This window comes from Kitasatospora sp. NPDC057223 (genome assembly GCF_042669755.1).
In the GTDB taxonomy this organism is placed as follows: Bacteria; Actinomycetota; Actinomycetes; order Streptomycetales; family Streptomycetaceae; genus Kitasatospora.
This window is the reverse complement of record NZ_JBHUWW010000023.1, coordinates 41,450-63,770: the sequence shown is the minus strand read 5'-3', so window position 1 is coordinate 63,770 and position 22,321 is coordinate 41,450. Positions and strand designations below refer to the sequence as shown.

The 22,321-nt window shown below is 72.5% G+C and carries 19 protein-coding genes; 11 read left to right on the top strand and 8 right to left on the bottom strand.

The window, feature by feature from the left end:
• Window positions 1-28 precede the first annotated feature (28 nt).
• The gene (locus tag ACFUK0_RS11970; protein WP_380248864.1) at window positions 29-2,767 is read left to right on the top strand and encodes a PKD domain-containing protein; all 2,739 of its coding nucleotides are present in this window, start codon (window positions 29-31) and stop codon (window positions 2,765-2,767) included.
• A gap of 120 nt (window positions 2,768-2,887) precedes the next feature.
• On the opposite strand, the gene ACFUK0_RS11965 is transcribed toward ACFUK0_RS11970, so the two are convergent.
• Complete coding sequence (locus ACFUK0_RS11965; protein ID WP_380248862.1) at window positions 2,888-3,190, bottom strand: hypothetical protein; 303 nt, start codon at window positions 3,188-3,190, stop codon at window positions 2,888-2,890.
• Window positions 3,191-3,386: 196 nt separating this feature from the next.
• On the opposite strand from ACFUK0_RS11965, the gene ACFUK0_RS11960 reads away from it, so the two are divergent.
• Entirely contained in the window at window positions 3,387-4,067 is a 681-nt protein-coding gene (locus ACFUK0_RS11960) for a DUF6445 family protein (protein ID WP_380248860.1), read from the top strand.
• Between the two features lie 25 nt (window positions 4,068-4,092).
• Here ACFUK0_RS11960 and ACFUK0_RS11955 read toward each other — a convergent pair whose 3' ends face one another.
• On the bottom strand, window positions 4,093-4,395 hold the full coding sequence (locus ACFUK0_RS11955) for a chorismate mutase (protein ID WP_380248858.1): 303 nt from the start codon (window positions 4,393-4,395) through the stop codon (window positions 4,093-4,095).
• A complete protein-coding gene (locus ACFUK0_RS11950; RefSeq protein ID WP_380248856.1) occupies window positions 4,392-4,997 on the bottom strand; it encodes a phosphoribosylanthranilate isomerase in 606 nt (201 codons plus the stop codon). The genes ACFUK0_RS11955 and ACFUK0_RS11950 overlap by 4 nt, the downstream gene beginning before the upstream one ends.
• 284 nt (window positions 4,998-5,281) lie before the next feature.
• On the opposite strand from ACFUK0_RS11950, the gene ACFUK0_RS11945 reads away from it, so the two are divergent.
• A complete protein-coding gene (locus ACFUK0_RS11945) occupies window positions 5,282-5,950 on the top strand; it encodes a hypothetical protein (RefSeq protein WP_380248854.1) in 669 nt (222 codons plus the stop codon).
• Window positions 5,951-6,057: 107 nt separating this feature from the next.
• On the opposite strand, the gene ACFUK0_RS11940 is transcribed toward ACFUK0_RS11945, so the two are convergent.
• Window positions 6,058-6,462 carry a PPOX class F420-dependent oxidoreductase gene (locus ACFUK0_RS11940; protein ID WP_380248852.1) on the bottom strand — a complete coding sequence of 135 codons (405 nt, stop codon included), beginning with the start codon at window positions 6,460-6,462 and terminating at the stop codon, window positions 6,058-6,060.
• Window positions 6,463-6,606: 144 nt separating this feature from the next.
• Here ACFUK0_RS11940 and ACFUK0_RS11935 point away from each other — a divergent pair, with 144 nt between their 5' ends.
• Both ACFUK0_RS11935 and ACFUK0_RS11930 read left to right on the top strand, forming a co-directional pair.
• A complete protein-coding gene (locus ACFUK0_RS11935) occupies window positions 6,607-9,096 on the top strand; it encodes a Tex family protein (protein ID WP_380248850.1) in 2,490 nt (829 codons plus the stop codon).
• 498 nt (window positions 9,097-9,594) lie between these two features.
• Window positions 9,595-9,987 (top strand): transglycosylase family protein, encoded by a 393-nt coding sequence (locus ACFUK0_RS11930; protein WP_380248848.1) that lies wholly within the window; start codon window positions 9,595-9,597, stop codon window positions 9,985-9,987.
• Between the two features lie 122 nt (window positions 9,988-10,109).
• On the opposite strand, the gene ACFUK0_RS11925 is transcribed toward ACFUK0_RS11930, so the two are convergent.
• Window positions 10,110-10,676 carry an NUDIX domain-containing protein gene (locus ACFUK0_RS11925; protein ID WP_380248846.1) on the bottom strand — a complete coding sequence of 189 codons (567 nt, stop codon included), beginning with the start codon at window positions 10,674-10,676 and terminating at the stop codon, window positions 10,110-10,112.
• A 169-nt stretch (window positions 10,677-10,845) separates the two neighbouring features.
• Here ACFUK0_RS11925 and ACFUK0_RS11920 point away from each other — a divergent pair, with 169 nt between their 5' ends.
• Together ACFUK0_RS11920 and ACFUK0_RS11915 are read left to right on the top strand one after the other, a co-directional pair.
• Entirely contained in the window at window positions 10,846-11,844 is a 999-nt protein-coding gene (locus ACFUK0_RS11920) for an NAD-dependent epimerase/dehydratase family protein (protein WP_380248844.1), read from the top strand.
• A 168-nt stretch (window positions 11,845-12,012) separates the two neighbouring features.
• Window positions 12,013-12,615 (top strand): LysE family translocator, encoded by a 603-nt coding sequence (locus tag ACFUK0_RS11915; RefSeq protein WP_380248899.1) that lies wholly within the window; start codon window positions 12,013-12,015, stop codon window positions 12,613-12,615.
• 60 nt (window positions 12,616-12,675) lie between these two features.
• On the opposite strand, the gene ACFUK0_RS11910 is transcribed toward ACFUK0_RS11915, so the two are convergent.
• Window positions 12,676-14,199, bottom strand: coding sequence for a carbohydrate binding domain-containing protein (locus ACFUK0_RS11910; protein ID WP_380248842.1), 1,524 nt, complete (start codon window positions 14,197-14,199; stop codon window positions 12,676-12,678).
• A 620-nt stretch (window positions 14,200-14,819) separates the two neighbouring features.
• Here ACFUK0_RS11910 and ACFUK0_RS11905 point away from each other — a divergent pair.
• From ACFUK0_RS11905 to ACFUK0_RS11890, 4 genes are all read left to right on the top strand, one after another.
• Complete coding sequence (locus ACFUK0_RS11905) at window positions 14,820-17,180, top strand: glycosyl hydrolase family 18 protein (protein WP_380248840.1); 2,361 nt, start codon at window positions 14,820-14,822, stop codon at window positions 17,178-17,180.
• A gap of 181 nt (window positions 17,181-17,361) precedes the next feature.
• A complete protein-coding gene (locus ACFUK0_RS11900; RefSeq protein ID WP_380248838.1) occupies window positions 17,362-18,318 on the top strand; it encodes an aldo/keto reductase in 957 nt (318 codons plus the stop codon).
• A 126-nt stretch (window positions 18,319-18,444) separates the two neighbouring features.
• On the top strand, window positions 18,445-18,816 hold the full coding sequence (locus ACFUK0_RS11895; protein ID WP_380248836.1) for a VOC family protein: 372 nt from the start codon (window positions 18,445-18,447) through the stop codon (window positions 18,814-18,816).
• Between the two features lie 141 nt (window positions 18,817-18,957).
• Window positions 18,958-19,779, top strand: a complete 822-nt coding sequence (locus ACFUK0_RS11890) for an alpha/beta fold hydrolase (RefSeq protein WP_380248834.1) — start codon at window positions 18,958-18,960, stop codon at window positions 19,777-19,779.
• Window positions 19,780-19,880: 101 nt separating this feature from the next.
• Here ACFUK0_RS11890 and ACFUK0_RS11885 read toward each other — a convergent pair whose 3' ends face one another.
• Window positions 19,881-20,471, bottom strand: coding sequence for a GNAT family N-acetyltransferase (locus ACFUK0_RS11885; protein ID WP_380248832.1), 591 nt, complete (start codon window positions 20,469-20,471; stop codon window positions 19,881-19,883).
• A gap of 187 nt (window positions 20,472-20,658) precedes the next feature.
• Window positions 20,659-22,296 (bottom strand): ABC-F family ATP-binding cassette domain-containing protein, encoded by a 1,638-nt coding sequence (locus ACFUK0_RS11880; RefSeq protein ID WP_380248830.1) that lies wholly within the window; start codon window positions 22,294-22,296, stop codon window positions 20,659-20,661.
• Window positions 22,297-22,321: the final 25 nt, after the last annotated feature.

Genomic DNA, 22,321 nt, shown 5'->3' with positions numbered 1-22,321 from the left:
ACGATTCTCCCAGGGAGCGCTTCTCACCGTGCGTCTGCGTCTATCCGTCGGTCTGACAGCGGTGTTCGCCACTGCTGTCCTCGGGCTACCGGCCCCGGCACTCGCGGCACCGGCCGCCACCGTTCTCATCGTCAGCAATGCCGACGACTCGCACTGTTCCGACAGCGGTACCGGCACCGCCGACACGCCCTACTGCACCGTATCGGCCGCAGCCGAGGACGTGTTGGCGGGCCAGACGGTCAAGGTCCTCGCCACTGACAAGGGGTACGTCGACGACGTGGTCCGGCTGACCCGTTCGGGTACGCCGGAACAGCCCATCACCTTCCTGGGCGCTCCCGTGCTCTACAACTGGGGTTCCCAGCCGACGTTGCGCTCCACTGCCGGAACGACCGGCAGCTTCGTGCTGTCGGGTGTCCACGACGTGGTGATCCGGGGCTTCCACCACGCGGGCAAGCGGGACGCCTTCGTCATCAACGACTCCTCACGGATCACCGTCGACCAGAACAGGTTCGAGAACTCCCTCGGCACCGCCGACATCCGGATATCGGGGACCAGCGACCACGTCACGGTCAGCCGGAACCTCATCCACTGGGGAATCGGAGTGTCGCTCGACCCGGGCACCCACGACAACCTGGTCACCACCAACGACTTCAACCGGACCAGGACCTCGGCGGTCACCGCCAAGGACAGCCCCGGACTCGTCGTCTCCCAGAACACCATCGCGTACTCCTGCATGGAGAGCGTGCTCATCGACGGCGCCTCGGCCGGCGCGACGGTCAAGAACAACGTCATCACCGCCGACAACCCGGACCGGACGTACTACGATCCGCCCAAGTGCACGACAGCACGCCGGGGTGAGGCGGAGATCTCGGTGTCGGCCGACTCCGTCACCGGCACCGCGGTGGACTACAACACCGTCCACCCGTGGCCGGACGCCGCGGGGTACCGCTGGGCCGGCACCGCCTACGCGACCGCGGCGGCCTTCGAGGCCGCCACCGGCCAGGCCGGGCACGACACCGACCTGAACGTCACCCTGAACCAGAACCTGGACGCTCCGTTCGACCTGCTGGCGGACGTCGACGCCGCGGCGATCGACTCGGCCGACCCGACCGTCCCGAGTGTGGGCACGGACTTCTTCGGGTCGGTCCCGGTCGACCATCCGACCATCGCCAACACCGCGCCGGGCGGCGGTGTGCGGGACCGGGGCGCGTACGAGCGCACCGGCCTGCGGTATGCCGACCTCTCGCTCGACGGCACCGCGACGTCGTATTCGACGGGCCCGGCGCCGCTGACCGTCAAGGCCTCGGCCAGCGCGCCGCAGGAGTGGCACGTCCCGCTCGTCGGCTACAGCTTCGACTTCGGTGACGGCAGCGATCCTGTGGTCACCGGCTCACCCGAGGCCGTCCACACCTATCAGGTCGTCGGTTCCTACCAGGCGACCGTGACGGTCACCGACGCGAACGGCGCGAAAATCACCAGCGCCGCGCGAGAGGCCGCCGTCACTGCGCCGGGCACGCTCGCCGCGGACTTCACCACCACGCAGACCGGTAATGGCCAGGTCGTCCTCAATGCGACCTACAGTTCGCCCTGGGTCATCACGACGCATCGGGTGGACTTCGGTGACGGTGAGGGCTTCATCGACGGTCTGTGGGGCAACGGACAGTGGTACCACCAGTACAGCCTCCCCGGCTCCCGCACCGTCACGCTGGTGGTGACCGACGACGCAGGCCACACCGTCACCGTCACCAAGCAGGTCCAGGTGGCCTTCGACACCGAGCACCAGGTGGTGCTGCCGGGCGAACGCGTGCAGCTCCTCGGGCAGAACGCGGACGGGCTGTTCAGCACGGGCGCCAACTACACGCGCGGCCTGTGGGCCAAGGTCAGCGGCCTGTCGAACATGTACGGGGCACTTCCGTCGGGCGCCCAGGTCGGCAGCCTCGCCACCGTCACCGGCGACGACCAGTGGCTGCGGGGCTTCGTGGCGGCCGACGGGAAGATCTACACCACCGACCGCAACCTCGGCCCCTACCGGCTCGGCGGCATGGCGAGCACCGCTCCCGGGGACTGGACGGGGTGGCGCGAGTTCGCCGTCACATCGGGCGCCGCCCACCTCCCCGGCCTGACCCAGATCGCCGCCGCCCGGATCAACGGCAAGACGCACGTGGTCGCCCTCGCCGGCGGCCGGGTCTACGAGTCCTCCAACCCGCAGACCAACTACTGGGCCGCCTGGAGCGCCTGGGGGGACATCACCGCGGTCAGCGGAATCCCGGCCGGCACCACCCGGATCGCCGCCGCCGGCACCGGCAACAGCCTGCACGTGGCAGCGCTGGGCGCCGACGGACACGTCCGGGTCGCCGACGGCAACTACGACCGCGGCACCTGGAGTTCTGGCGACGTCACGCTGTGGCGCGGTGGACCGGCCCAGATCACCCAGCTCGCCGGCGTAGGTATCGGCAACCAGTTCCACGTCGTCGCGCTGGCCGGCGGCAACGTCCACGAGATCACCGGTGACTACGCGGCGGGCTACTGGACCAACTGGGGCGACATCTCCGCAGCCGCCGGTCTCGGCGGCTCCGTCACCCAGATCGCGGCCGCCACCACCGGCAACAACATGCGGTTGTTCGGCGTCTCCGGCGGCCACGTCCACGTCGCCACCGGCGACTACGGCAGGGGCTACTGGACCACCTGGGCGGACATCAACCAGCCCGGCGTCGCGGGCGCCACCACGCCCGTCACCCTCGTCGCGGCGGCGGGCACCACCGGCTGACCCGGCCGGTTCCGTCAGGGGCCGGAGTCGTACGCCACCCGGGCGGACGACTCCGGCCCCGGTGCGTCCTGCGGTGTGCGTCCCCCAATTCGCCGGTGGGGGGAAGGCGGTCCGCGCAGTTCACCCGCCCGCGCGGCGCCCGGCGGCGCGGTGGCGGCGGATGACCAGCAGGGAGGCGCCGGCCGTCATGAGGACGACGGAGGCGCCGACCAGGACGCGCGCGGAGCCGTCCGCCCCGGTGTCGGCCAGGGCGGGGCCGGGCCCGGCGGCCGGGGTGGTGGTGACGCCGGCGGCGGCCGTGTCGCTCCGGCCGACGGGGGAGCCCTCAGCCGCGTGGGCGGCCGGGAGAGGGAGGGCGGTGGTGGCGGCGAGGGCGGTGAGGACGGACGAGGCCGTCCTCAGCGGGAGGTTCTTGAGAAGCACGGAACATTTCCCCCATGATCGTCATTCTAAGTGATCAGATGTTAGTGCACCTCTGGGACACGGGACTTGAGACCCCGGTTGCTCTCCACACAGCCCGGCGGGCCCACGGGGCAGGCCAGGGCGCGGCACTGTTTTGACAGAACATTGACCAAAACGCGGGAGAGGGCCGCCGGACGCCGACACTATGGTCGGCCGCATGTCCTCCCAACCCACGAGGCCCACCGCACTCCCGGTCCTGCCCTACCGCAAACCCACGCTCGGCAGGGACTACTGGCTCCTCGACGACGTCCTGCCGAACATCGACGCCGTCCGCGCCCGGAACCTCGCCAAGGAGGACTGGGACGAGGGATACCCGCACAAACCCGAGAGCTGGCCCGGCCTGCGCACCATGCCCGGACTCGAACCCCGGGAACTGGCCCAGGTGGAGCGGGCCGTCCTGAAGGCTACCGGCACCCGCAGCATCTGGGCCGAAACGGCACCGGGCGGCGCCACCCTCAACCACAACTGCGTCCAGGTCGTCGGCAAGGACGAGTGCGAGCCCCGCCCGCACACCGACTCACGCGCACTGTGCCGCTACGCCGCCGTGCTCTACCTGAACCCGGACGTGCCCAAGGAGGCCGGCACCAGCTTCTACCGCCAGAGCTTTCCCGGCGGACGCCTCGGCGGCAACACCGTCACGGCCCCGCACAACAACCTGGTGGAGGCCCTCGGCACCCGCTTCGTGCCGCCGGACCACTTCACCGAGGACGTACGGGTGCCGCACCGGTACAACCGGCTGCTCCTCTACACCTCCAACCTCATCCACAGCGCCACCGGCTACTGGGGCAGCACCCTGGCGGAGAAGCGCATGACGGCGGTCTTCTTCTGGATGGCCTGACCCGGGCGACGGCAGCCGCCGTACGTCACCCGGCCCCCCGGAGGGTGTTCAGCCGGTCCAGCTCCAGGGTGGTCAACTCCTCGATCAGGAGCCGGTAGAGGCCTTCGACGAGGTCGGCGGGGATGTCGTGCCGGTCGGCGTGCGCGCGGACGCGGTCGATCACCTGCTGGACCCGGTCGGGGGCGCGGACCGCCGCCTCGTCGCTCTTGTGGGCGGCCACCTCGTGCACCACGGCCAGCCGTTCGGCGAGGAGGGCGACGATCCGGGCGTCGAGCGCGTCGATGCGCAGGCGCAGTCCGGCGAGGTCCGGGGCCGTGCTGCCGCTCACGGGGTGGCGGCCTTGGCCAGCCGGACGAACTCCTCGATGAGCTCGGGGCTCTTCGCCCCGCGCCGGACCTCCACGCCGCTGGAGACGTCCACGCCCCACGGGCGGGCCGCCGCGACGGCAGCGGCGACGTTGCCGGGGGCCAGGCCGCCGGCCAGCATCCACCGGCCGGCGGGCGGGGCCTCGCCGAGTTCGGACCAGTCCCAGCTCTGCCCCGAGCCGGGCAGCGGGGAGTCCAGGATCAGCAGGTCCTCGCCGAAGTCGCCGCAGTCCGCTCCGCCGGCGGCGGCCGCCGTGGTCGCACGGACCAGTTCGAGGCCCAGGTCACGCAGCTCGGCGAAGGCGGGCGCCGGGTGGTCGCCGTGCAGTTGCACCGCGCCGACTCCGGCGGCCAGCGCGTCCCGGCGGACCTGGTCGAGCGGTTCGTCGCTGAACACGGCGACGGTGAGGATTCCGGCGGGCACCGCCTCGACCAGCTCGCGCGCCTGCGCCGTGGTCACCCGGCGGGGGCTCGCGGTCAGGACGAATCCCACCGCGTCCGCCCCGGCCCGTGCCGCCGCCTCGACGTCCTGGATGGTGCTCAGACCACAGATCTTGACGAACACGCCCGCCGGTCCTCCTCTGTCTTCCGCTGTACTGTCCGCTGTCCACGGTTCATTGCCGACAACCCCCGGGTTCAGGAGCCGGACACCCACTCTGACAGCTGTGGGTGCCGTCCGTCAGTCCAGGGGGCCGCCCAGGGGCGATGCGTCGAGGACGCCGGCAACGGCGTTCTGCCCGCGAGGCGGAACCGAGCAGCCTACGGAGGCTGTCCGGAGGAGTGGCACCGGACCACTGACGGTGCGCCAGGGCGACCGGGCTCAGCTCCGCCGGTCCGGAGAGGACCAGCATGACCAAGCGATCCACCTGCTTCGCGGCAGCACGGCTCTCCCTCGTACTGCTGCTGGCCGGTGCGGGGGCCTGCACATCCACGGCCACGCTCCACGCGGGTCCGGCGCAGCCCTCCGGGAGCGCCGCGTCGGCGGTCACCACCGGGCAGGTCGCGCCGCGGTTTCCGGAACAGGCGCGGCTGGAGGCCCTGGAGCAGGCCGCAGCGGTGGGGCTGGCTCCCGCCGGCGGCCGGACCGTCACGGTCGGCTACGAGCCGGAGGACCAGCTGTACCTGCTCTGGCAGGCAGAGGAAACCGGCGACATCTGCATGGCGCAGGCCCTCGGGGACCACGCCCTGACGAGGCAGTGCACGCAGTCGTCGGACATCTCCTCGGCTCCCTCGCCCGGCGTCCGGGGCATCCTGTCGGCGGCCCTCAACCATCGCCATGACGGCTTCAACGCCGTACTGCTGTCGAGCGGGGAGACGGTGGAGCAGCTCGCCTGCGGCGGGCAGGTGTTCGAAGTCACGAGCGTCTTCACGGTGGAGGTCGCCGGGCTGACCCGCACGGTCTCGAAGGTGACCGTTCCCCGCGACCAGGGGGGCACCTTCCGGGCCACCGTCCGGCGCGACGGCGAACCGGCGCAGGACAGTGTGGAGCTGAACGCCAGGAGTGAGGCCCAGTGCTGACCGGGCCGTCCGGTGAGTCCGGGCGGACAGGTCGCACCGATGGGCCGACGACCACCGGGAAAGGGTGAGGGGTTCGTGCGCTGACCGGCCCCGGGCCGCGCCGGGCGTCAGTCCGCGAGCGTGATCCGGATCCCCACCGTGCCCTTGTCGCCCCGGCGGAGCTTGCTGCCCGCCAGGGTCAGCATGCCGAGCAGGCCGTACTTGCGGCGCAGCAGCGTCCGGTAGGCGGCGGTGCGGGCCGGGTCGAGGATCTCGGCGGTCGCCGGGACGGACTCGCCGGTGGGGTTGCCGCGTACGTCGCACGGGCCGACCAGCACGTCGGCGCGGTTGCGGATCCGCTTGACCTTCCACGAGTCCGCGACCGTCCAGACGCCGAGCGCGTTGCCGTCGCGGACGACCCAGACGGGGGTGGGGACGGCCGTGCCGTCCTTCTTGTACGTGGTCACCAGCAGGTAGCTCCCGGCGGAGAGTCGGACGATGAGTTCGAGCTGCTCCCGCGGCATGTCGTTCATGGCCGGAAGTGTACGGGGAGCGCGCGGGGGCAGAGGTTCCGCGGCGGCGGCCGGATGTCGCGGGCGTGACCGGCGGCGGGTGCTGCCAGAATGCAGGGCGTACGGGGACAGCATGCGGCAACACTGGAGAAGGTGACCGGTTTCGTGAGCACGGCAGTCGAACAGGCGGCCCAGCGGGCAGTAGAGCGCAAGATCGCCGAGGAACTCGGCGTCCGCGAGGGGCAGGTGAAGGCCGCGGTCGACCTGCTCGACGGCGGCTCGACCGTGCCCTTCATCGCCCGTTACCGCAAGGAGGCGACCGGCGAGCTCGACGACGCCCAACTCCGCGCGCTGGAGGAGCGGCTGCGCTACCTGCGCGAACTGGAGGAGCGGCGCACCGCCGTCCTGGAGTCCGTCGAGGCGCAGGGCAAGCTGGACGACACCCTGCGCGCGCAGATCCTCGCCGCCGACTCCAAGGCCCGGCTGGAGGACATCTACCTCCCGTTCAAGCCCAAGCGCCGCACCAAGGCCCAGATCGCCCGCGAAGCCGGCCTGGAGCCGCTCGCCGACGCCCTGCTCGCCGACCCGCGGCTCGACCCGCAGGCCACCGCCGCCGGATACCTCGGTGAAGCCGTCGCCGACCAGGCCGCCGCCCTGGACGGTGCCCGCGCCATCTTGGTCGAGCGCTTCGCCGAGGACGCCGACCTGATCGGCACCCTGCGCGAGCGGATGTGGACGCGCGGGCGCCTGGTCGCCACCGTCCGCGAGGGCAAGGAGCAGGAGGGTGCCAAGTTCTCCGACTACTTCGACTTCGCCGAGCCCTACACCAAGCTCCCCTCGCACCGGATCCTCGCCATGCTGCGCGGCGAGAAGGAGGAGGTCCTCGACCTCGAACTCTCCCCCGAGGACGGCCAGGACTCCGGCGACCTCCCCGGCCAGAGCGCGTACGAGCAGCGCATCGCGGCCCGCTTCGGCATCGCCGACCACGGCCGCCCGGGCGACAAGTGGCTCGGCGACACCGTCCGCTGGGCCTGGCGCACCCGGATCCTGGTGCGCCTCGGCATCGACCAGCGCACCCGGCTGCGCCAGGAGGCCGAGGACGAGGCCGTCCGCGTCTTCGCCGCCAACCTGCGCGACCTGCTGCTCGCCGCCCCGGCCGGCACCCGCGCCACCATGGGCCTCGACCCGGGCTTCCGGACGGGCGTCAAGGTCGCCGTCGTCGACGCCACCGGCAAGGTCGTCGCCCACGACACGATCTACCCGCACCAGCCCGCCAACAAGTGGGACGCCTCGATCGCCACCCTCGCCGCGCTGGCCAAGAAGCACCGCGTCGACCTGGTCGCGATCGGCAACGGCACCGCCTCCCGCGAGACCGACAAGCTCGCCGAGGACCTCATCAAGCGGCACCCGGAGCTGAGCCTCACCAAGGCGATGGTCTCCGAGGCCGGGGCCTCGGTGTACTCCGCCTCCGCGTACGCCTCGCAGGAACTGCCGGAGCTCAACGTCTCGATCCGCGGCGCCGTCTCCATCGCCCGCCGCCTTCAGGACCCGCTGGCCGAACTCGTCAAGATCGACCCCAAGTCGATCGGCGTCGGCCAGTACCAGCACGACCTCAGCGAGGTGAAGCTCTCCCGCTCGCTGGACGCCGTCGTCGAGGACTGCGTCAACGCCGTCGGCGTGGACGTCAACACCGCCTCGTCCCCGCTGCTCACCCGGGTCTCGGGCATCACCGGCACGCTCGCCGACAACATCGTCTCCCACCGTGACGCCAACGGGCCGTTCCGCACCCGCAAGGCGCTCAAGGACGTCGCCCGGCTCGGCCCGAAGGCCTTCGAGCAGTGCGCCGGCTTCCTGCGCATCCCCGACGGCGACGACCCGCTGGACGCCTCCAGCGTCCACCCCGAGGCGTACCCGGTGGTGCGGCGCATCCTCGCCGCCACCGGCGGCGACCTGCCCGCGCTGATCGGCAACAGCGCCGCGCTGCGTGCGCTGCGCCCCGGCGACTTCGCGGACGCCACCTTCGGTGTCCCCACCGTCACCGACATCCTCGGCGAGCTCGACAAGCCCGGCCGCGACCCGCGCCCCGCCTTCCGGACGGCGACCTTCAAGGAGGGCGTCGACAAGATCGGCGACCTGGAGGTCGGCATGGTGCTGGAGGGCGTGGTCACCAACGTGGCCGCGTTCGGCGCCTTCGTCGACGTGGGCGTGCACCAGGACGGCCTGGTGCACGTCTCCGCCCTGTCGAAGAACTTCGTCAAGGACCCGCGCGAGGTGGTCAAGCCCGGCGACATCGTGCGCGTCCGGGTCACCGTCGTGGACGTGCCGCGCAAGCGGATCGGGCTCACGCTGCGGCTGGACGACGAGGTGGGCTCCGGCGGCTCCGGTGGCGGCGGTCGTGAGCGCGGCGGCGACCAGGGCGACCGGGGCGGCGAGCGCGGCCCGCGCCCGCCCCGCCAGGACCGCCGCGGTTCGGGCGGGTCCGGAGCTGCCTCCGGCTCCGGCGGTGGTGGCGGCGGCAGGTCCGGCGCCGCCCCGGCCCCGGCGGGCAACAGCGCGATGGCGGACGCGCTGCGCCGCGCGGGCCTGACCGGCGGACCGTCCTCGGGCTCCGGCTCCGGCTCGGGTGCCTCCGGAGGCAGGTCCGGCCGCCGCTGAGCGAAGCGGTCCCGATCGGCTCCGGTCTCCACCAGGTGGCGGCCGGAGCCGTTTCGCGCGCCCCGACGGGTACGGACCGTACGGCCGTGGACGCGGTGCGCGACGGCTGTGGCGGGGGCCACTGCGGGAGGTGCCGGTGGGGGCGCCGGGATGGACGCGGGGTGGGCCGGCGGTGACCGTCCGTCGACCATGTGCGCGGGCTCACAGGGCGTTCTGTGTGAGCGGGGGCACTTCGGGGGCCTGATGGATCACTTAAATCGGGACAAAGCTATCGATTCAGGGCATTTCTCTTGATCCATACGCCTGGTAACGGCACTCTGACCTGGGACAACCTTCGAATGCTTGATTGAAACCACCGAGGTCCGTAAGTTCGAAACCAGTGCAGCGAGCAACCCGGCGCCCCACCGGCCCGGAGCGGCCGCCGCACCCCACCGAGAAGCGACCGGCCCGCACGGGCCTGGTTCCGACTGCCCTCACCGGGCGTTCGAGAGGATTTACATGACCTTCCGTAACGAGACCAACGCTGCCGGCACCAAGACCACCCCGAAGCGCAACCGCGTCCGGATGGCTCTGATGGGCGGCGCCGTCCTGGCCCTCCCGCTGGCAGGCCTCGCTACGGCCAACTCCGCCTCCGCCGCCCCCGCCTCCACCTGGGACAAGGTCGCGCAGTGCGAGAGCACCGGCAACTGGGCCATCAACTCCGGCAACGGCTTCTACGGCGGCCTGCAGTTCACCTCCAGCACCTGGGCTGCCTTCGGCGGCACCGCCTACGCCCCGCAGGCCCACCAGGCCACCAAGGCGCAGCAGATCGCCATCGGCGAGAAGGTCCTCGCCTCGCAGGGCCCCGGCGCCTGGCCGGTCTGCTCCGTCAAGGCCGGCCTCACCAAGTAAGAGGCGGCAGGCACACCCCGCACCGCACCGACGCGCGCCCTGCCCCCTCCCGGGGGACGGGGCGCGTCGTGCGTTCCCGTGCCGCCTTCCGCAGCCGTGCGTTCCCGTGAAGCTGCGCCGGGTCAGCGGCGCGCGTGCGACTCCACGGCCAGTTGGACGAGTTCGGCCCACCAGCGCTCCCGCGCGTGCACCAGCAGGCGGCCCGCCTCCTCCGGGTCGACCGCGCGGACCTCGACGACCTCCTCGCCGTCCTCCGGATTGGTCGGCTCCGAGTCCACGTCGACCTCGGCCCAGCCCCACAGCCAGGCCTTCTCCGGATGCGGCTGCCAGGGCCGGTACGGGACGGGGTTGTCGGTCACGCATCTGTGCGCCCCGATCCAGACCGGGGGGCCGGTCAGCCGGGCGCCGGCCTCCTCGCGCAACTCCCGGGCGAGGCAGGACTCGACGCTCTCGCCCGCCTCCCGGGTGCCGCCCGGCAGGAACCAGTGGTCGCGTGCGTCGCGGCAGAGCACCACGCGGTCGCCCGAGAAGCCGACGACGTGGATGTTGGTGATCAATTCGTCCGGCGGCAGCTCCACCGAGAACTGGGCGTCGTAGCCGCCCCAGGCCCAGTGCTGCGGCGCGTGCAGCAGGGGGAACCGGGATGCCAGGTCGGTGAGTTCCGTCGCGGTTTCCGTGGTATCCGTCATCGCATGATCGTAGTCCTCGGCGGCTCCCGACGTGAGGGGGAGTCAGATCATCGGGCGCCCGCGCGCGTCGCCGCGGGAGGCCCCCCGTGCCGCCGTGTCCGCTCTCGGCGATTCCGCCGAGAGCGTGCAGGGGTTCACCTCCCGGGGCCCGCCGGGCAGAGTCCCCGGTATGAGACTTCTGGTACTGGGCGGGACGGAATTCGTGGGCCGGGCCGTCACCGAGGACGCGCTGGCGCGGGGCTGGGAGGTCACCGTCTTCCATCGCGGCCGGCACGAACCCCCGAAGGGCGCGGCCGCGTTGCACGGTGACCGGACGGCCGAGGGCGGCCTGGCCGCGCTCGCCACCGGCGAGTGGGACATCGTCGTCGACACCTGGCGGGCCGCCCCGTCCGCCGTACGGGACAGCGCCCGGCTGCTCGCCGGCCGGGCCGGGCACTACGCGTACGTCTCCAGCCGCTCGGTGTACGCCTACCCGACACCGGCGGGCTCCGGTGAGGACGGCCCGCTGGTCGAGGGGTCGCCGGACGACGGGGCGGTGGACTACCCGAGGGCCAAGCGCGGCGGCGAACTCGCGGCGGAACAGGCGTTCGGCGACCGGGCGCTGCTGGCCCGGGCCGGGCTCGTCATCGGCCCCGGCGAGAACGTCGGACGGCTCCCCTGGTGGCTCGACCGGATCGCCCGCGGCGGCCCCGTCCTGGCACCCGGCCCGCGCGACCTGGCGATCCAGTACATCGACGCCCGCGACCTGGCGGCCTGGACCCTGGACGCCTCGGCGCGCGGCCTCGGCGGCGCCTACAACCTGGTCAGCCGCCCGGGGCACACCACCATGGCCGGGCTGCTGGAGGCCTGCATCCGCGCCACCGGCAGTGACGCCGACCTGCGTTGGAGCGACCCGCAGCGGATCGTCGACGCGGGCATCGAACCGTGGACGGACCTGCCGGTCTGGCTGCCGCCGGGCGAGCTGTACGACAGCCTGCACCAGGGCGACGTGTCCCGGGCGATGGCCGCGGGCCTGCGGATCCGCCCGGTCGAGGAGACCGTCGCCGACACCTGGGCCTGGCTCCGGGAGCTGCGCTCCCGCGACCTCGCCGAGGGCGCACCGATCCGCGAGGACCTCGCCCCGTGCGGCCTCGACCCGGCGGTCGAGGCACGCTTCCTCCAGGGCTGAGGCGCTCCGGGGCTGAGGTGCGGACAGGCCGCGCCGCCCGGAGTGCGCTACGGCTACCGTGGGCCCTGGTCCGCAGCTCCGTTGGGGGGTTGCGGACCCTACCGGGAGGCGGCGGTCGTGGTCGTGGGTGCGGGGGCGGTGGCGGGCATCGCGGTGGTGGCGTTCGGGATGGTGCTGACGCCCGGGCCGAACATGATCTATCTGGTGTCCCGCTCGGTGGCCCAGGGCAGGCAGGCGGGGCTGATATCGCTGGCCGGGGTCGGGGCGGGCTTCCTGACGTACCTGGTCGCGGCGACGGCCGGGATCGCCGCGGTGTTCGCGCTCGTCCCCGAGGTCTATCTGGCGGTCAAGCTGGCCGGTGCCGGGTACCTGCTCTGGCTGGCCTGGAAGGCCGTCCGGCCCGGCGGGGACTCGGCGTTCGCGCCGCGCGAGCTGAAGGCCGACCCTCCCGCCCGGCTGTTCGCGATGGGGCTGCTCACCTGCCTGCTGAACCCGAAGATCGCGATCCTGTACGTGTCGCTGCTACCGCAGTTCGTCGACCCGGCGCGCGGCCGTGTCGGCCTGCAGAGCATGCTGTTGGGCCTGACCCAGATCGCCGTCGGGCTGACCGTGAACGGCGTGTTCGTCCTGACGGCCGGATCGGTGTCGACGTTCTTCGCCCGCCGCCCGCTCTGGACGAAGGTGCACCGCTACCTGATGGGCACGGCGCTGGCCGCCTTCGCGCTGCGGATCGCCGCCGACCGCTCGCAGGCGGCGGTGGCCGCCCCCTGAACCGCGTCGGGCCGGCCCACGGCGGATCGCCCGCGGACCGGCCCACTGCATGACGGTGCGTCAGCCAGTGTACTGCGCGAAAATCTTCGAGAACTCGTACGGCTGCTGCGCGATGTTGGTGCACTTGTAGAGCGCGCCGGTGCAGGCGTTGGCATCCCGGGTGGCGTCCCAGAAGGCGAGCATGCCCACGTGGTGCTGCTTGGCGAAGGAGACCAGCTGCTGGGCGTCCGCCTGGTTGTAGATCTGGTGGTCGTCGTTCTCGCCGATCATCGGCGTGATCCCGACGGCCGCCCAGAGCTGGGCGTCGCTCTTGGCCGGGTACAGCACCTTGAGCTGGTTGTAGGTGCCCTGGGCGGCCTGGATCGCCGCGTCGCCGTAGTCGGCGCCGGTGCGGTAGTAGTCCATCGCCATCACGTTGACCATGTTGACGTCGACACCCGCGTCCCGGGCCGACTTCACGATGGCCACCCCCTCGGCGGTCAGGCCCTCCGGCAGCACGGGCAGGGTGAAGGAGACCTTCAGCCCCGGGTGCGCCTGCTGCAGCCTGGCGAGCGCCGTCGCGCGGCGGTTGTTCGCGGCGGTGTCGGCGATGGCCGCGCCCTCGATGTCGAAATCGATGTACTTCAGGTTGTAGGCGTTGACGACGGCCTCGTACTCGGCGTACACGGAGTCCACCGTGCTGCACGCGGCAGCGAGTTCGCTGCCGCTGGCGCCGCCGAAGGACACCTTGACGTCGCCGCCCCTGGCGCGCAGCGCGTCGATCTGGTCCTTGGCCCAACCCGTACGCGGGTCGTAGGCGTTGAACCAGCTGGCCTTGCAGCCGACGCTGGTCACGAAGCCCATGGTGAAGGACTTCAGATTGCCGGCCGTCGCCATCGCGGGCAGCGAGGGAGTCGGCCAGGCGCCCATGTCGACGTACGGCGCGGCCGGCACGGCGACGTTCGGCGGAGGCGTGCTGGAGGTGGCCGTCGGCGAGGCGGTCGCGGTCGGGCTCGCACTCGCGCTCGGCGAGGACGAGGGGGAGGGCGAGGCCGGCGGGGTGGTCGGCGTGCCGCCGGGGCCGCTGAGCACCACGTCGTCGGCGAGGTACGCACCCTGGCCGTACCAGCCGTGCAGGTAGACGCTGACGCTGGTGGTGGCCGCGCCGGTGGTGAACGTGGTCGACAGCTGCTGCCAGGTGGCGCCGCCCGGGGTCCAGGTCGCCGGGTCGGTGACGCCGCTGCCGGTCGCGCCGAGGTAGACGTAGGCGCCCTGCACCCAGGCGCTGAGCGTGTACTTGGTGTTGGGCTGTACGGCGACGCTCTGGCTGCACTGGGCGGTGTCGCTGCTGCTCGCCGCCCCCTTCAGCGCGTACGAGCCGGTGTGCACCGGGCTGCCGGCGACGGATCCGGTACCGGCCGAACAGCTCCAGGCACCGAGGGTGCCGGTCTCGAAACCGGCGTTGGCGAGCAGGTTGGTGTCGGCCGCGTTCGCGCTGGCCGCGAGTGTGGCGAGGGTGCCGGCGGCGAGGGCGGAGGCGGCGCCGAGAGCAATGAGCCTGGCCCGCCGGGAGCTTGCGGACCGACGGTGGTGCGCGCGTGGCATGGGGGTGCCTTTCGGGACGGGGAGCCCCCGCTGCCGGCGCTGGGGGGTGCCGGGCGGCAGGGGAACGGGGACGGTCCTGAACGTGGGGGTGCGCCGTGCTAGCCACAAAAGTGGACTAGACCAACTGTGCACGTCAAGCTCCTCGTTGCGCGCTTACGCCCGGTTTAAGGTTCCGGGTCGCGGGAGCGGCCGGGCCCTGCTGAGCTGCGTCCCGGCTGCCGTCGGCGCCCGGACGTCCGGTGCCTCGTGCGCGAAATATTCCTCGTCCGTTGACGTACGGTCACATCGATGCGCGTCGGCGTGTCGGAGTCCGGTCAAACCGTGCCCAAACGGCGCCGTCGGCTGACCGTCCGTCATGCCCGGTGCCGGTGCGGCCCGGCCCGGCCTCCGGGTCGCCCTTGACGGGGAACATTGGTCCAGTCCAATCTTTGGTGCTGTGCCTGCGCCCGCCCCCCACCGGCGGAGCACGAACGGCACACCGCACCATCACAGGACCCACCGATATCACCTGTTGTCAACCGTCAGCACCGTCACCCAGGGCTCCCACCCCAACCCGGGCTCCCCGCCGATCCGTCCCGGGTCGCTGCACCGCCGGAAACCCCACTCATCCGGAGGACCCCATGCTCGACCGAGCGATGCCCGAACGCGCCCTGCCCGACAGAACCCCGGAGCACCGCGCCACCCCCACCCGCCGGGCCGGCGCGCTGGCCCTCGCGGCCGTGCTCGCCACCGGCGGCGCGGCGCTCGCCACCACCTTCGGTTCGGCCTCGGCCGCGACCGTGAACCTGCTGACCAACCCGGGGCTGGAGACCGGCACGCTCAGCGGCTGGACCTGCACCGCCGGGTCCGTCGTCGCCACGCCCGTGCACAGCGGCTCGTACGCGCTGAACGGCGGCGCCTCGGCGTCCGACACCGGCCAGTGCCAGCAGACGGTGACCGTGCAGCCGAACACCGCCTACACCCTGTCGGCGTGGGTCCAGGGCAGCTACGTCTACCTCGGCGCGACCGGCACCGGCGTCAACTCCAGTGTCTGGACGCCCTCCGCGACCGCCTGGAGCCAGCTGAGCACCTCGTTCACCACCGGTGCGAGCACCACCTCGGTGACCGTCTTCACCCACGGCTGGTACGGCCAGGGCGCCTACAAGGCCGACGATCTGAGCCTCACCGGGCCGGCCGGCACGACCGCCAGTCCCACCGCCAGCCCGTCCGCCTCCGCCTCCGCGTCCGCCAGTGCCTCGCCCTCCGCGAGCGCCAGCCCGTCGAGCAGCGCCAGTCCGTCGAGCAGCGCCTCGCCGACCGGCACCACGTCGGCCAGCCCGACCGCCAGCCCGACGGCCACCGTGAACCCGACCGACCCCACCGGCCCCGTCGGTGACGGCAAGGTCACCACGCCGGCCGGCCTGACGGTCGGCCAGGTCACCCACAACGCGGCGGTGCTCTCCTGGCAGCCGTCCACCGACAGCACGGACAACGTCCCGGCCTACAAGGTCTACTCGAAGGGGCAGTTGGTCGCCACCTCGATGGGCACCAAGGTCTCGGTCAGCTCGCTGATCCCGGGCACCTCGTACACCTTCACCGTGCAGGGCTACGACGCGGCCGGGCACGCCTCCGGCCAGTCCAAGCCGGTGAACCTGACCACCTCCGCCGCGCCCGCCAACGCGCCCGTCCGGTCCGCGTACTACGACCAGTGGGGCGTCTACGACACCTCGTACTTCGCGAAGAACGTCGACACCACCGGCTCGGCGGCCAAGCTGGACGTCATCAACTACGCGTTCGCCAACATCCACCCCACCTCGCACACCTGCTTCGAGACGGTGAAGGCCTCGGACGCGGCCCACGAGGACAACCCCAACGCGGGTGACGGCGCCGGGGACGCCTACGCCGACTACCAGATGGACTACACCTCGGCGACCAGTGTGGACGGCACCACCGACGTCTACGAGCAGCCCATCAAGGGCAACTTCAACCAGCTGCGGCAGCTGAAGGCCAAGTACCCGAACCTCCGCCTCGCCATCTCGATCGGCGGCTGGACCTACTCGAAGTACTTCTCCGACGCGGCGTCCACCGACGCCAAGCGGAAGGCCTTCGTCTCCTCCTGCATCACCATGTTCCTCAAGGGCGACCTGCCCAAGAACGTCGCGGGCGACCCGTCCGGCGGCGTCGCGGCGGCGGCCGGCCTGTTCGACGGCATCGACCTCGACTGGGAGTACCCCGGCTCGGCCGGCGGCCACACCGGCAACCACTACTCGACCGCCGACAAGGCCAACTTCACCGCGCTGCTCAAGGAGTTCCGCACCCAGCTGGACGCCTACGGCGCCACCCTCGGCAAGAAGTTCCTGCTGACCGCCGCACTCCCCAGCGGCCAGGACAAGATCCAGTACATCGAGACCGACAAGATCGGCGCCTACCTGGACTACGCCGACCTGATGACCTACGACATGCACGGTGCCTGGGACGCCACCGGCCCCACCAACCACCAGGACCCGCTGCACGACAGCGCCGCCGACCCGACCACCCCGATCACCCCCGGCACCCGCAAGTACAACGTGGACACCACCCTCGCCGCGTACACCACGGGCCTCCCGGAGTACGGCATCGCGGGCGGTTTCCCCGCCAACAAGATCGTGCTCGGCGTCCCGTTCTACTGGCGCGGCTGGACGGGCGTGCCGGCCGGCGCCAACTTCGGCCTCTACCAGAGCGCGACCGGTGCCACGCCCGCCAAGCCGGGCAGCCAGGAGGCCGGCCTCGCGGCCTGGCGCGAGCTGACCCCGACCGCCGCCAACACCCACTGGGACGCCACCACCGAGAGCTCCTGGATCTACGACGGCACCAACTTCTGGACGGGTGACACCCCGCAGGCCATCCAGGCCCGTGGCGCCTACGCCAAGTCCAAGGGGCTGGCGGGCATGTTCGCCTTCGCGCTGGAGAACGACGACAACTCCGGCAGCCTGCTGAACGCCATCGCGAGCAGCCTGGGCTGATCCGGTCCCCCCAACGGGCCGACGGGTCCGGCTCCGCCCGCACACGGGCGGGGCCGGGCCCGTCGGCGTCGCAATCGTCCCGGGAACTTGTCTTGGAGTGCACTCGAAGGGGCAGGCTGGTGCACGTCAGCCGAACCCGGCCGGGCAGCACACCGGCCCGGCCCACCGAAGGAGCAGCAGGATGCGTACCAGCACACTCGGCAACGGCGGCCCCGAGGTCGGCGTGGTCGGCCTCGGCTGCATGGGGATGACCTGGGCCTACGACCCGTCCGGCCGCGACGACGCCACCTCCACCGGGGTGATCCGCAGCGCGCTCGACCTCGGCGTCACCCTGATCGACACCGCCGACATCTACGGCCCCTACAGCAACGAGGAGTTGGTCGGCGCCGCACTGGCCGGCCCGTACCGCGAGCGGGCGGTGCTCGCCACCAAGGTCGGCCTGGTGCCCGGCCAGGGCGACGAGCGGGTCGTGCGCAACGGCCGGCCCGAGCACGTCCGGCGCTCGATCGACGAGAGCCTGCGCCGGCTCGGCACCGACCACGTCGACCTCTACCAGCTCCACCGGGTCGACCCCGAGGTGCCGATCGAGGAGACCTGGGGCGCCCTCGCCGAGGCGGTCTCGGCGGGCAAGGCCCGGCGGATCGGTCTCTCCGAGGTGGGCGTCGAGGAGATCAAGCGGGCCCAGGCCGTCCACCCGGTCGCCTCCGTGCAGTCCGAACTCTCGCTCTGGACCAGGGACGCACTGGGGGAGGTGCTCCCGTACACCGAGCAGCAGGGCATCGCCTTCCTGCCCTTCTCGCCGCTCGGGCGCGGCTTCCTGGCGGGCCGCTTCACCTCCGCCGACGACCTGCCGGCCGACGACTTCCGGCGCACCATGCCGCGCTTCCAGCAGGACGCCCTGGCAGCCAACCAGGCCATCGTCGACGCGGTCGCGCAGATCGCCGGTCGCCTCGGCGCCACCTCCGCCCAGGTCGCCCTCGCCTGGGTGCTGGCCCAGGGCCGCCTCGTGCTGCCGATCCCCGGCACCAAGACCCCCAAGTACCTGGCCGACAACGCGGCTTCGGCCGAACTCACGCTGGACGCCGCCGACCTCGCCGAACTGGACGCCCTCCCGGCCCCGACGGGCGAGCGCTACTGAGCCGCCGGGGCGGCCGGGTTGTGGTCGGCGGCGGCGTCGGAGTACTCGCCGTTCCGGTCAACCGCAGGCGGCCGCCCCGGTAGTGTTCGGCGCGGAAGCCCGCTCGCCGACCGGTCCGGAGGTGCCGTGCCCCTGCAGATGAAGTTGACCGCGATCACGCTCGACTGCCCCGATCCGCCGGCGTTGGCGGCGTTCTACCAGCAGGCCACCGGCTTCGAGCCGCACCCGAAGTCGGACGCCGACTTCGCGGGGCTCAACCGTGCGGACGGACTCTTCATCGGTTTCCAACGGGTCGACGACTACCGGGCTCCGCGCTGGCCCGGACAGAGCGTCCCGCAGCAGCTGCATCTCTGCTTCGACGTCCCGGATCTGGACGAGGCCGAGGCCCTGCTATTGGAGCTGGGCGCGGGCAAACCGGAACACCAGCCCCACGAGGCGGCGAGGGCAAGGGTGCTGACCGATCCGGCCGGCCACCCGTTCTGCATCTGCCTGGGCTGACCGGCGGTGGTGGTGCTGCCCTGCGGTGATGAACACCCGGCGACGTCCGGCCACTGATCTGACGGTGCGACAACATCGGCAGCCGGCTGCGTAATACGGTGCTGCGAGCCAGATCGTTGCGAACGAACACGGGGATCCACCATGAACGATGCCACTGCCGCCGGCGCTGTGCCCGCCGGTCCTGTCCGGGCCGAACTCGACCTCGCGGGGCGGCGCCTGTCGTACCTCGACTTCGGCGGGCCGGGCCGCCCGCTGCTCGCCCTGCACGGCCACCTCAGCGAGGGCGGGAGCTTCGCCGGTGTCGCCGGAGAGCTCGGGCCGCAGTGGCGGGTCATCGCGCCCGACCTGCGGGGGCACGGTGACTCGGAGCGGGCCCCGGAGTACACCCGCGAGGGCTACATCGCCGACGTCGTCGCCCTGCTGGAGCATCTCGGCCTCGGACCGGTGCCGGTGCTCGGCCACTCCGGTGGTGCGATCACCGGCTACCAGCTCGCGGCCCGGCACCCGGAGCTGGTCAGCGCGCTGGTCAACGAGGAGGGCGCGGCGAGTCTGCCCGCCGGGGGCCCCAGCCCGCTGTCCTTCGTGCTCAACTTCCCCTACACCGCGCCCGGCCGCGAAGAGCTGCTGGCCGCCCTCGGCCCGGTGATCGGCCGGATGGTCGGCGCGAACCTGCGTGAACTCCCGGACGGCGGCTGGCGTCTGCCGTTCCACCCGCAGGACACCGTGGACTCCGAGGAGCTCGTCCACGGTGACCACTGGGCGGAGTGGCTCGCCACCGACTGCCCGGCCCTGCTGGTGGCCGGAAACCGTCCGCCCTGCCTGGACGGCGACCTGGCGAAGGCCATGGTGGAGCGCCGCCCGAACACGCGGCTGGTCGTGCTCGACACCGACCACTTCGCCCATGACGGCGACCCGGCTGGCTTCGGCAGGGCCGTCCGCGAGTTCCTCGCCACCCTCGGCTGAGGCCCGGGCCGTCGCCCGGCGTCCGCCCGGTATCCGCCCGGCCCCGCCGCTGCGGCCCCGCCCGGGCCGGCAAACGGCGTGCGGCAGGCCTGCGGTGGACGTCAGGCGACGGCGCGGTGCTTGAGCCAGATCATCTTGCGGCCCGTCTCGGAGGGTGCGGTGACGGGGGAGTCGATGATCCGGTCGAGGCGGTAGCCGAGCCGGCGGGGGACGGCGGCGCTCGGGCCGTTGGTCTCGTCGCAGTGGATCTCGACCCGCTGGATGCCGGGCAGGGCCAGGGCCGTGGCGGTGACGGCCTCGGCGGCGGCGGTGGCGATGCCCCGGCGGGTGTGGCCGTGGTCCACCCAGTAGCCGATTTCGAGGGCGCCGGGGCCGATCCGGCCGTGCAGGCCGAACGCGCCGATGACGGTGGCCGGTTCGCCGTCGGGGACGACCAGGTACATGAAGTCGCTGCCGGCCTCCCAGGCGCTCTCGCCGACCCGGGAGAGTTCCAGGGTCTCGGCGAGGGCGGGGGCCTGGGCGGCCCAGGCCATCCAGGGGCGCAGGTGGTCGAGGTTGGCGGTCACGGCGGCGTTCAGTGCGGGTGCGTACGCGGTGGTGCGGCGGTGCAGCGAGATGCCGCCGGGGAGCGGGAGCAGCTCGGGCGGGCGGCCGGTGGTGATCTGGGCGGGCGGGTTGAGTGAGTGGCTCATGACATGATTATGTCCGCCCGCCCAGGGCTCTGACCAGGGGATTCCGTAGCGTCGGAGGCGCACGGGCACCTCGTGGAGCGCCTTGTGGCGCGGGCCCGGTACGCGTGCGCCCTCGGCCGGGCGGCCGCCGTCCGGGACGACGTGCGCGGCCCGCCGCTCGCCCACCGGCTCGCGGCCGGGCGGCCGGTCAGCTCTCGTGGACCAGGCCGCCCCGGACTTCGAGGCGCCGGTTGACGGTGACCGCCTCCAGCATCCGCCGGTCGTGGGTGACCAGCAGCAGTGTCCCGGTGTAGGAGGAGAGCGCGGACTCCAACTGCTCGATGGCGGGCAGGTCCAGGTGGTTGGTGGGCTCGTCGAGCACCAGCAGGTTGACCCCGCGCGCCTGGAGCAGCGCGAGGGCCGCCCTGGTCCGCTCGCCGGGGGAGAGGGTGGCTGCGGGGCGCGTCACGTGGAACGCCTTGAGGCCGAACTTCGCCAGCAGGGTGCGTACTTCCTCCGGAGTGAGCTCCGGGACGGCCGCCGCGAAGGCGTCCGACAGCGGCTCCCCACCGAGGAACAGGCCCCTGGCCTGGTCGACCTCGCCGACCACCACGCCGGAGCCGAGCGCGGCGCTGCCGCCGTCCAGTTCGAGGCGGCCGAGCAGGGCGGCGAGCAGGGTGGACTTGCCGGCGCCGTTGGCACCGGTGATGGCGACCCGGTCCGCCCAGTCGATCTGCAGGTCGACCGGGCCGAAGGCGAAGTCCCCCCGCCGCACGGTGGCGGCGCGCAGGGTGGCGACGACGGAGCCCGAGCGCGGCGCGGCGGCGATCTCCATCCGCAGCTCCCACTCCTTGCGGGGCTCCTCCACCACGTCCAGGCGCTCGATCATGCGCTGGGTCTGGCGGGCCTTGGCGGCCTGCTTCTCGGTGGACTCGGAGCGGACGTTGCGCCCGATCTTGTCGTTGTCGCTGGACTTGCGGCGCGCGTTGCGCACGCCGTTCTCCATCCAGCCGCGCTGCATCCGGGCGCGGGCCTCCAGGCCCGCCTTGGTGTCCGCGTAGTCGTCGTAGTCCTCGCGGGCGTGCCGGCGGGCCACCGCGCGCTCCTCCAGGTAGGCGTCGTAGCCGCCGCCGTAGAGGTTCACCTGCTGCTGGGCGAGGTCCAGCTCCAGCACCTTGGTGGCGGTGCGGGCGAGGAACTCGCGGTCGTGGCTGATCAGCACGGTGCCGGCCCGCAGGCCCTTGACGAAGGCCTCCAGCCGCTCCAGGCCGTCCAGGTCGAGGTCGTTGGTCGGCTCGTCCAGCAGGAAGAGGTCGTAGCGGGAGAGCAGCAGCGAGGCGAGGCCGGCCCGGGCGGCCTGGCCGCCGGAGAGCGCGGTCATCGGCAGGTCGAGCCCGACCTTCAGCCCGAGCGAGTCGGCGACCTCCTCGGCGCGTTCCTCCAGGTCGGCGCCGCCGAGGTCGAGCCAGCGGTCCAGGCTCACCGCGTAGGCGTCGTCGGCCCCGGCGCGGCCCTCGACCAGGCCCTCGGTGGCCTCGTCCAGGGCGGCCTGGGCGGCGGCGACGCCGGTGCGGCGGGCCAGGAAGTCCCGGACGGACTCGCCCGCGCGCCGCTCGGGCTCCTGCGGGAGGTGCCCGATGTTGGCGGTCGGCGGGCTGAGCCTGAGCGAGCCGCCCTCCGGGGTGTCCAGCCCGGCCATCAGCCGCAGCAGGGTCGACTTGCCCGCGCCGTTGGCCCCGACCAGGCCGATGACGTCCCCGGGGGCGACGACCAGGTCGAGCCCGGAGAAGAGGGTGCGGTCGCCGTGGCCGGCGCTCAGGTCTTTGACTACGAGAGTGGCGCTCATGATGCCCCGATCATAAGAGTTCGGG

Coding starts and splice junctions, on each gene's coding strand:
- ACFUK0_RS11960 (WP_380248860.1), top strand. CDS start 3,387: ATGTCCTCCCAACCCACGAGGCCCACCGCACTCCCGGTCCTGCCCTAC.
- ACFUK0_RS11945 (WP_380248854.1), top strand. CDS start 5,282: ATGACCAAGCGATCCACCTGCTTCGCGGCAGCACGGCTCTCCCTCGTA.
- ACFUK0_RS11940 (WP_380248852.1), bottom strand. CDS start 6,462: ATGAACGACATGCCGCGGGAGCAGCTCGAACTCATCGTCCGACTCTCC.
- ACFUK0_RS11930 (WP_380248848.1), top strand. CDS start 9,595: ATGACCTTCCGTAACGAGACCAACGCTGCCGGCACCAAGACCACCCCG.
- ACFUK0_RS11925 (WP_380248846.1), bottom strand. CDS start 10,676: ATGACGGATACCACGGAAACCGCGACGGAACTCACCGACCTGGCATCC.
- ACFUK0_RS11920 (WP_380248844.1), top strand. CDS start 10,846: ATGAGACTTCTGGTACTGGGCGGGACGGAATTCGTGGGCCGGGCCGTC.
- ACFUK0_RS11915 (WP_380248899.1), top strand. CDS start 12,013: ATGGTGCTGACGCCCGGGCCGAACATGATCTATCTGGTGTCCCGCTCG.
- ACFUK0_RS11910 (WP_380248842.1), bottom strand. CDS start 14,199: ATGCCACGCGCGCACCACCGTCGGTCCGCAAGCTCCCGGCGGGCCAGG.
- ACFUK0_RS11905 (WP_380248840.1), top strand. CDS start 14,820: ATGCTCGACCGAGCGATGCCCGAACGCGCCCTGCCCGACAGAACCCCG.
- ACFUK0_RS11900 (WP_380248838.1), top strand. CDS start 17,362: ATGCGTACCAGCACACTCGGCAACGGCGGCCCCGAGGTCGGCGTGGTC.
- ACFUK0_RS11890 (WP_380248834.1), top strand. CDS start 18,958: ATGAACGATGCCACTGCCGCCGGCGCTGTGCCCGCCGGTCCTGTCCGG.
- ACFUK0_RS11885 (WP_380248832.1), bottom strand. CDS start 20,471: ATGAGCCACTCACTCAACCCGCCCGCCCAGATCACCACCGGCCGCCCG.
- ACFUK0_RS11880 (WP_380248830.1), bottom strand. CDS start 22,296: ATGAGCGCCACTCTCGTAGTCAAAGACCTGAGCGCCGGCCACGGCGAC.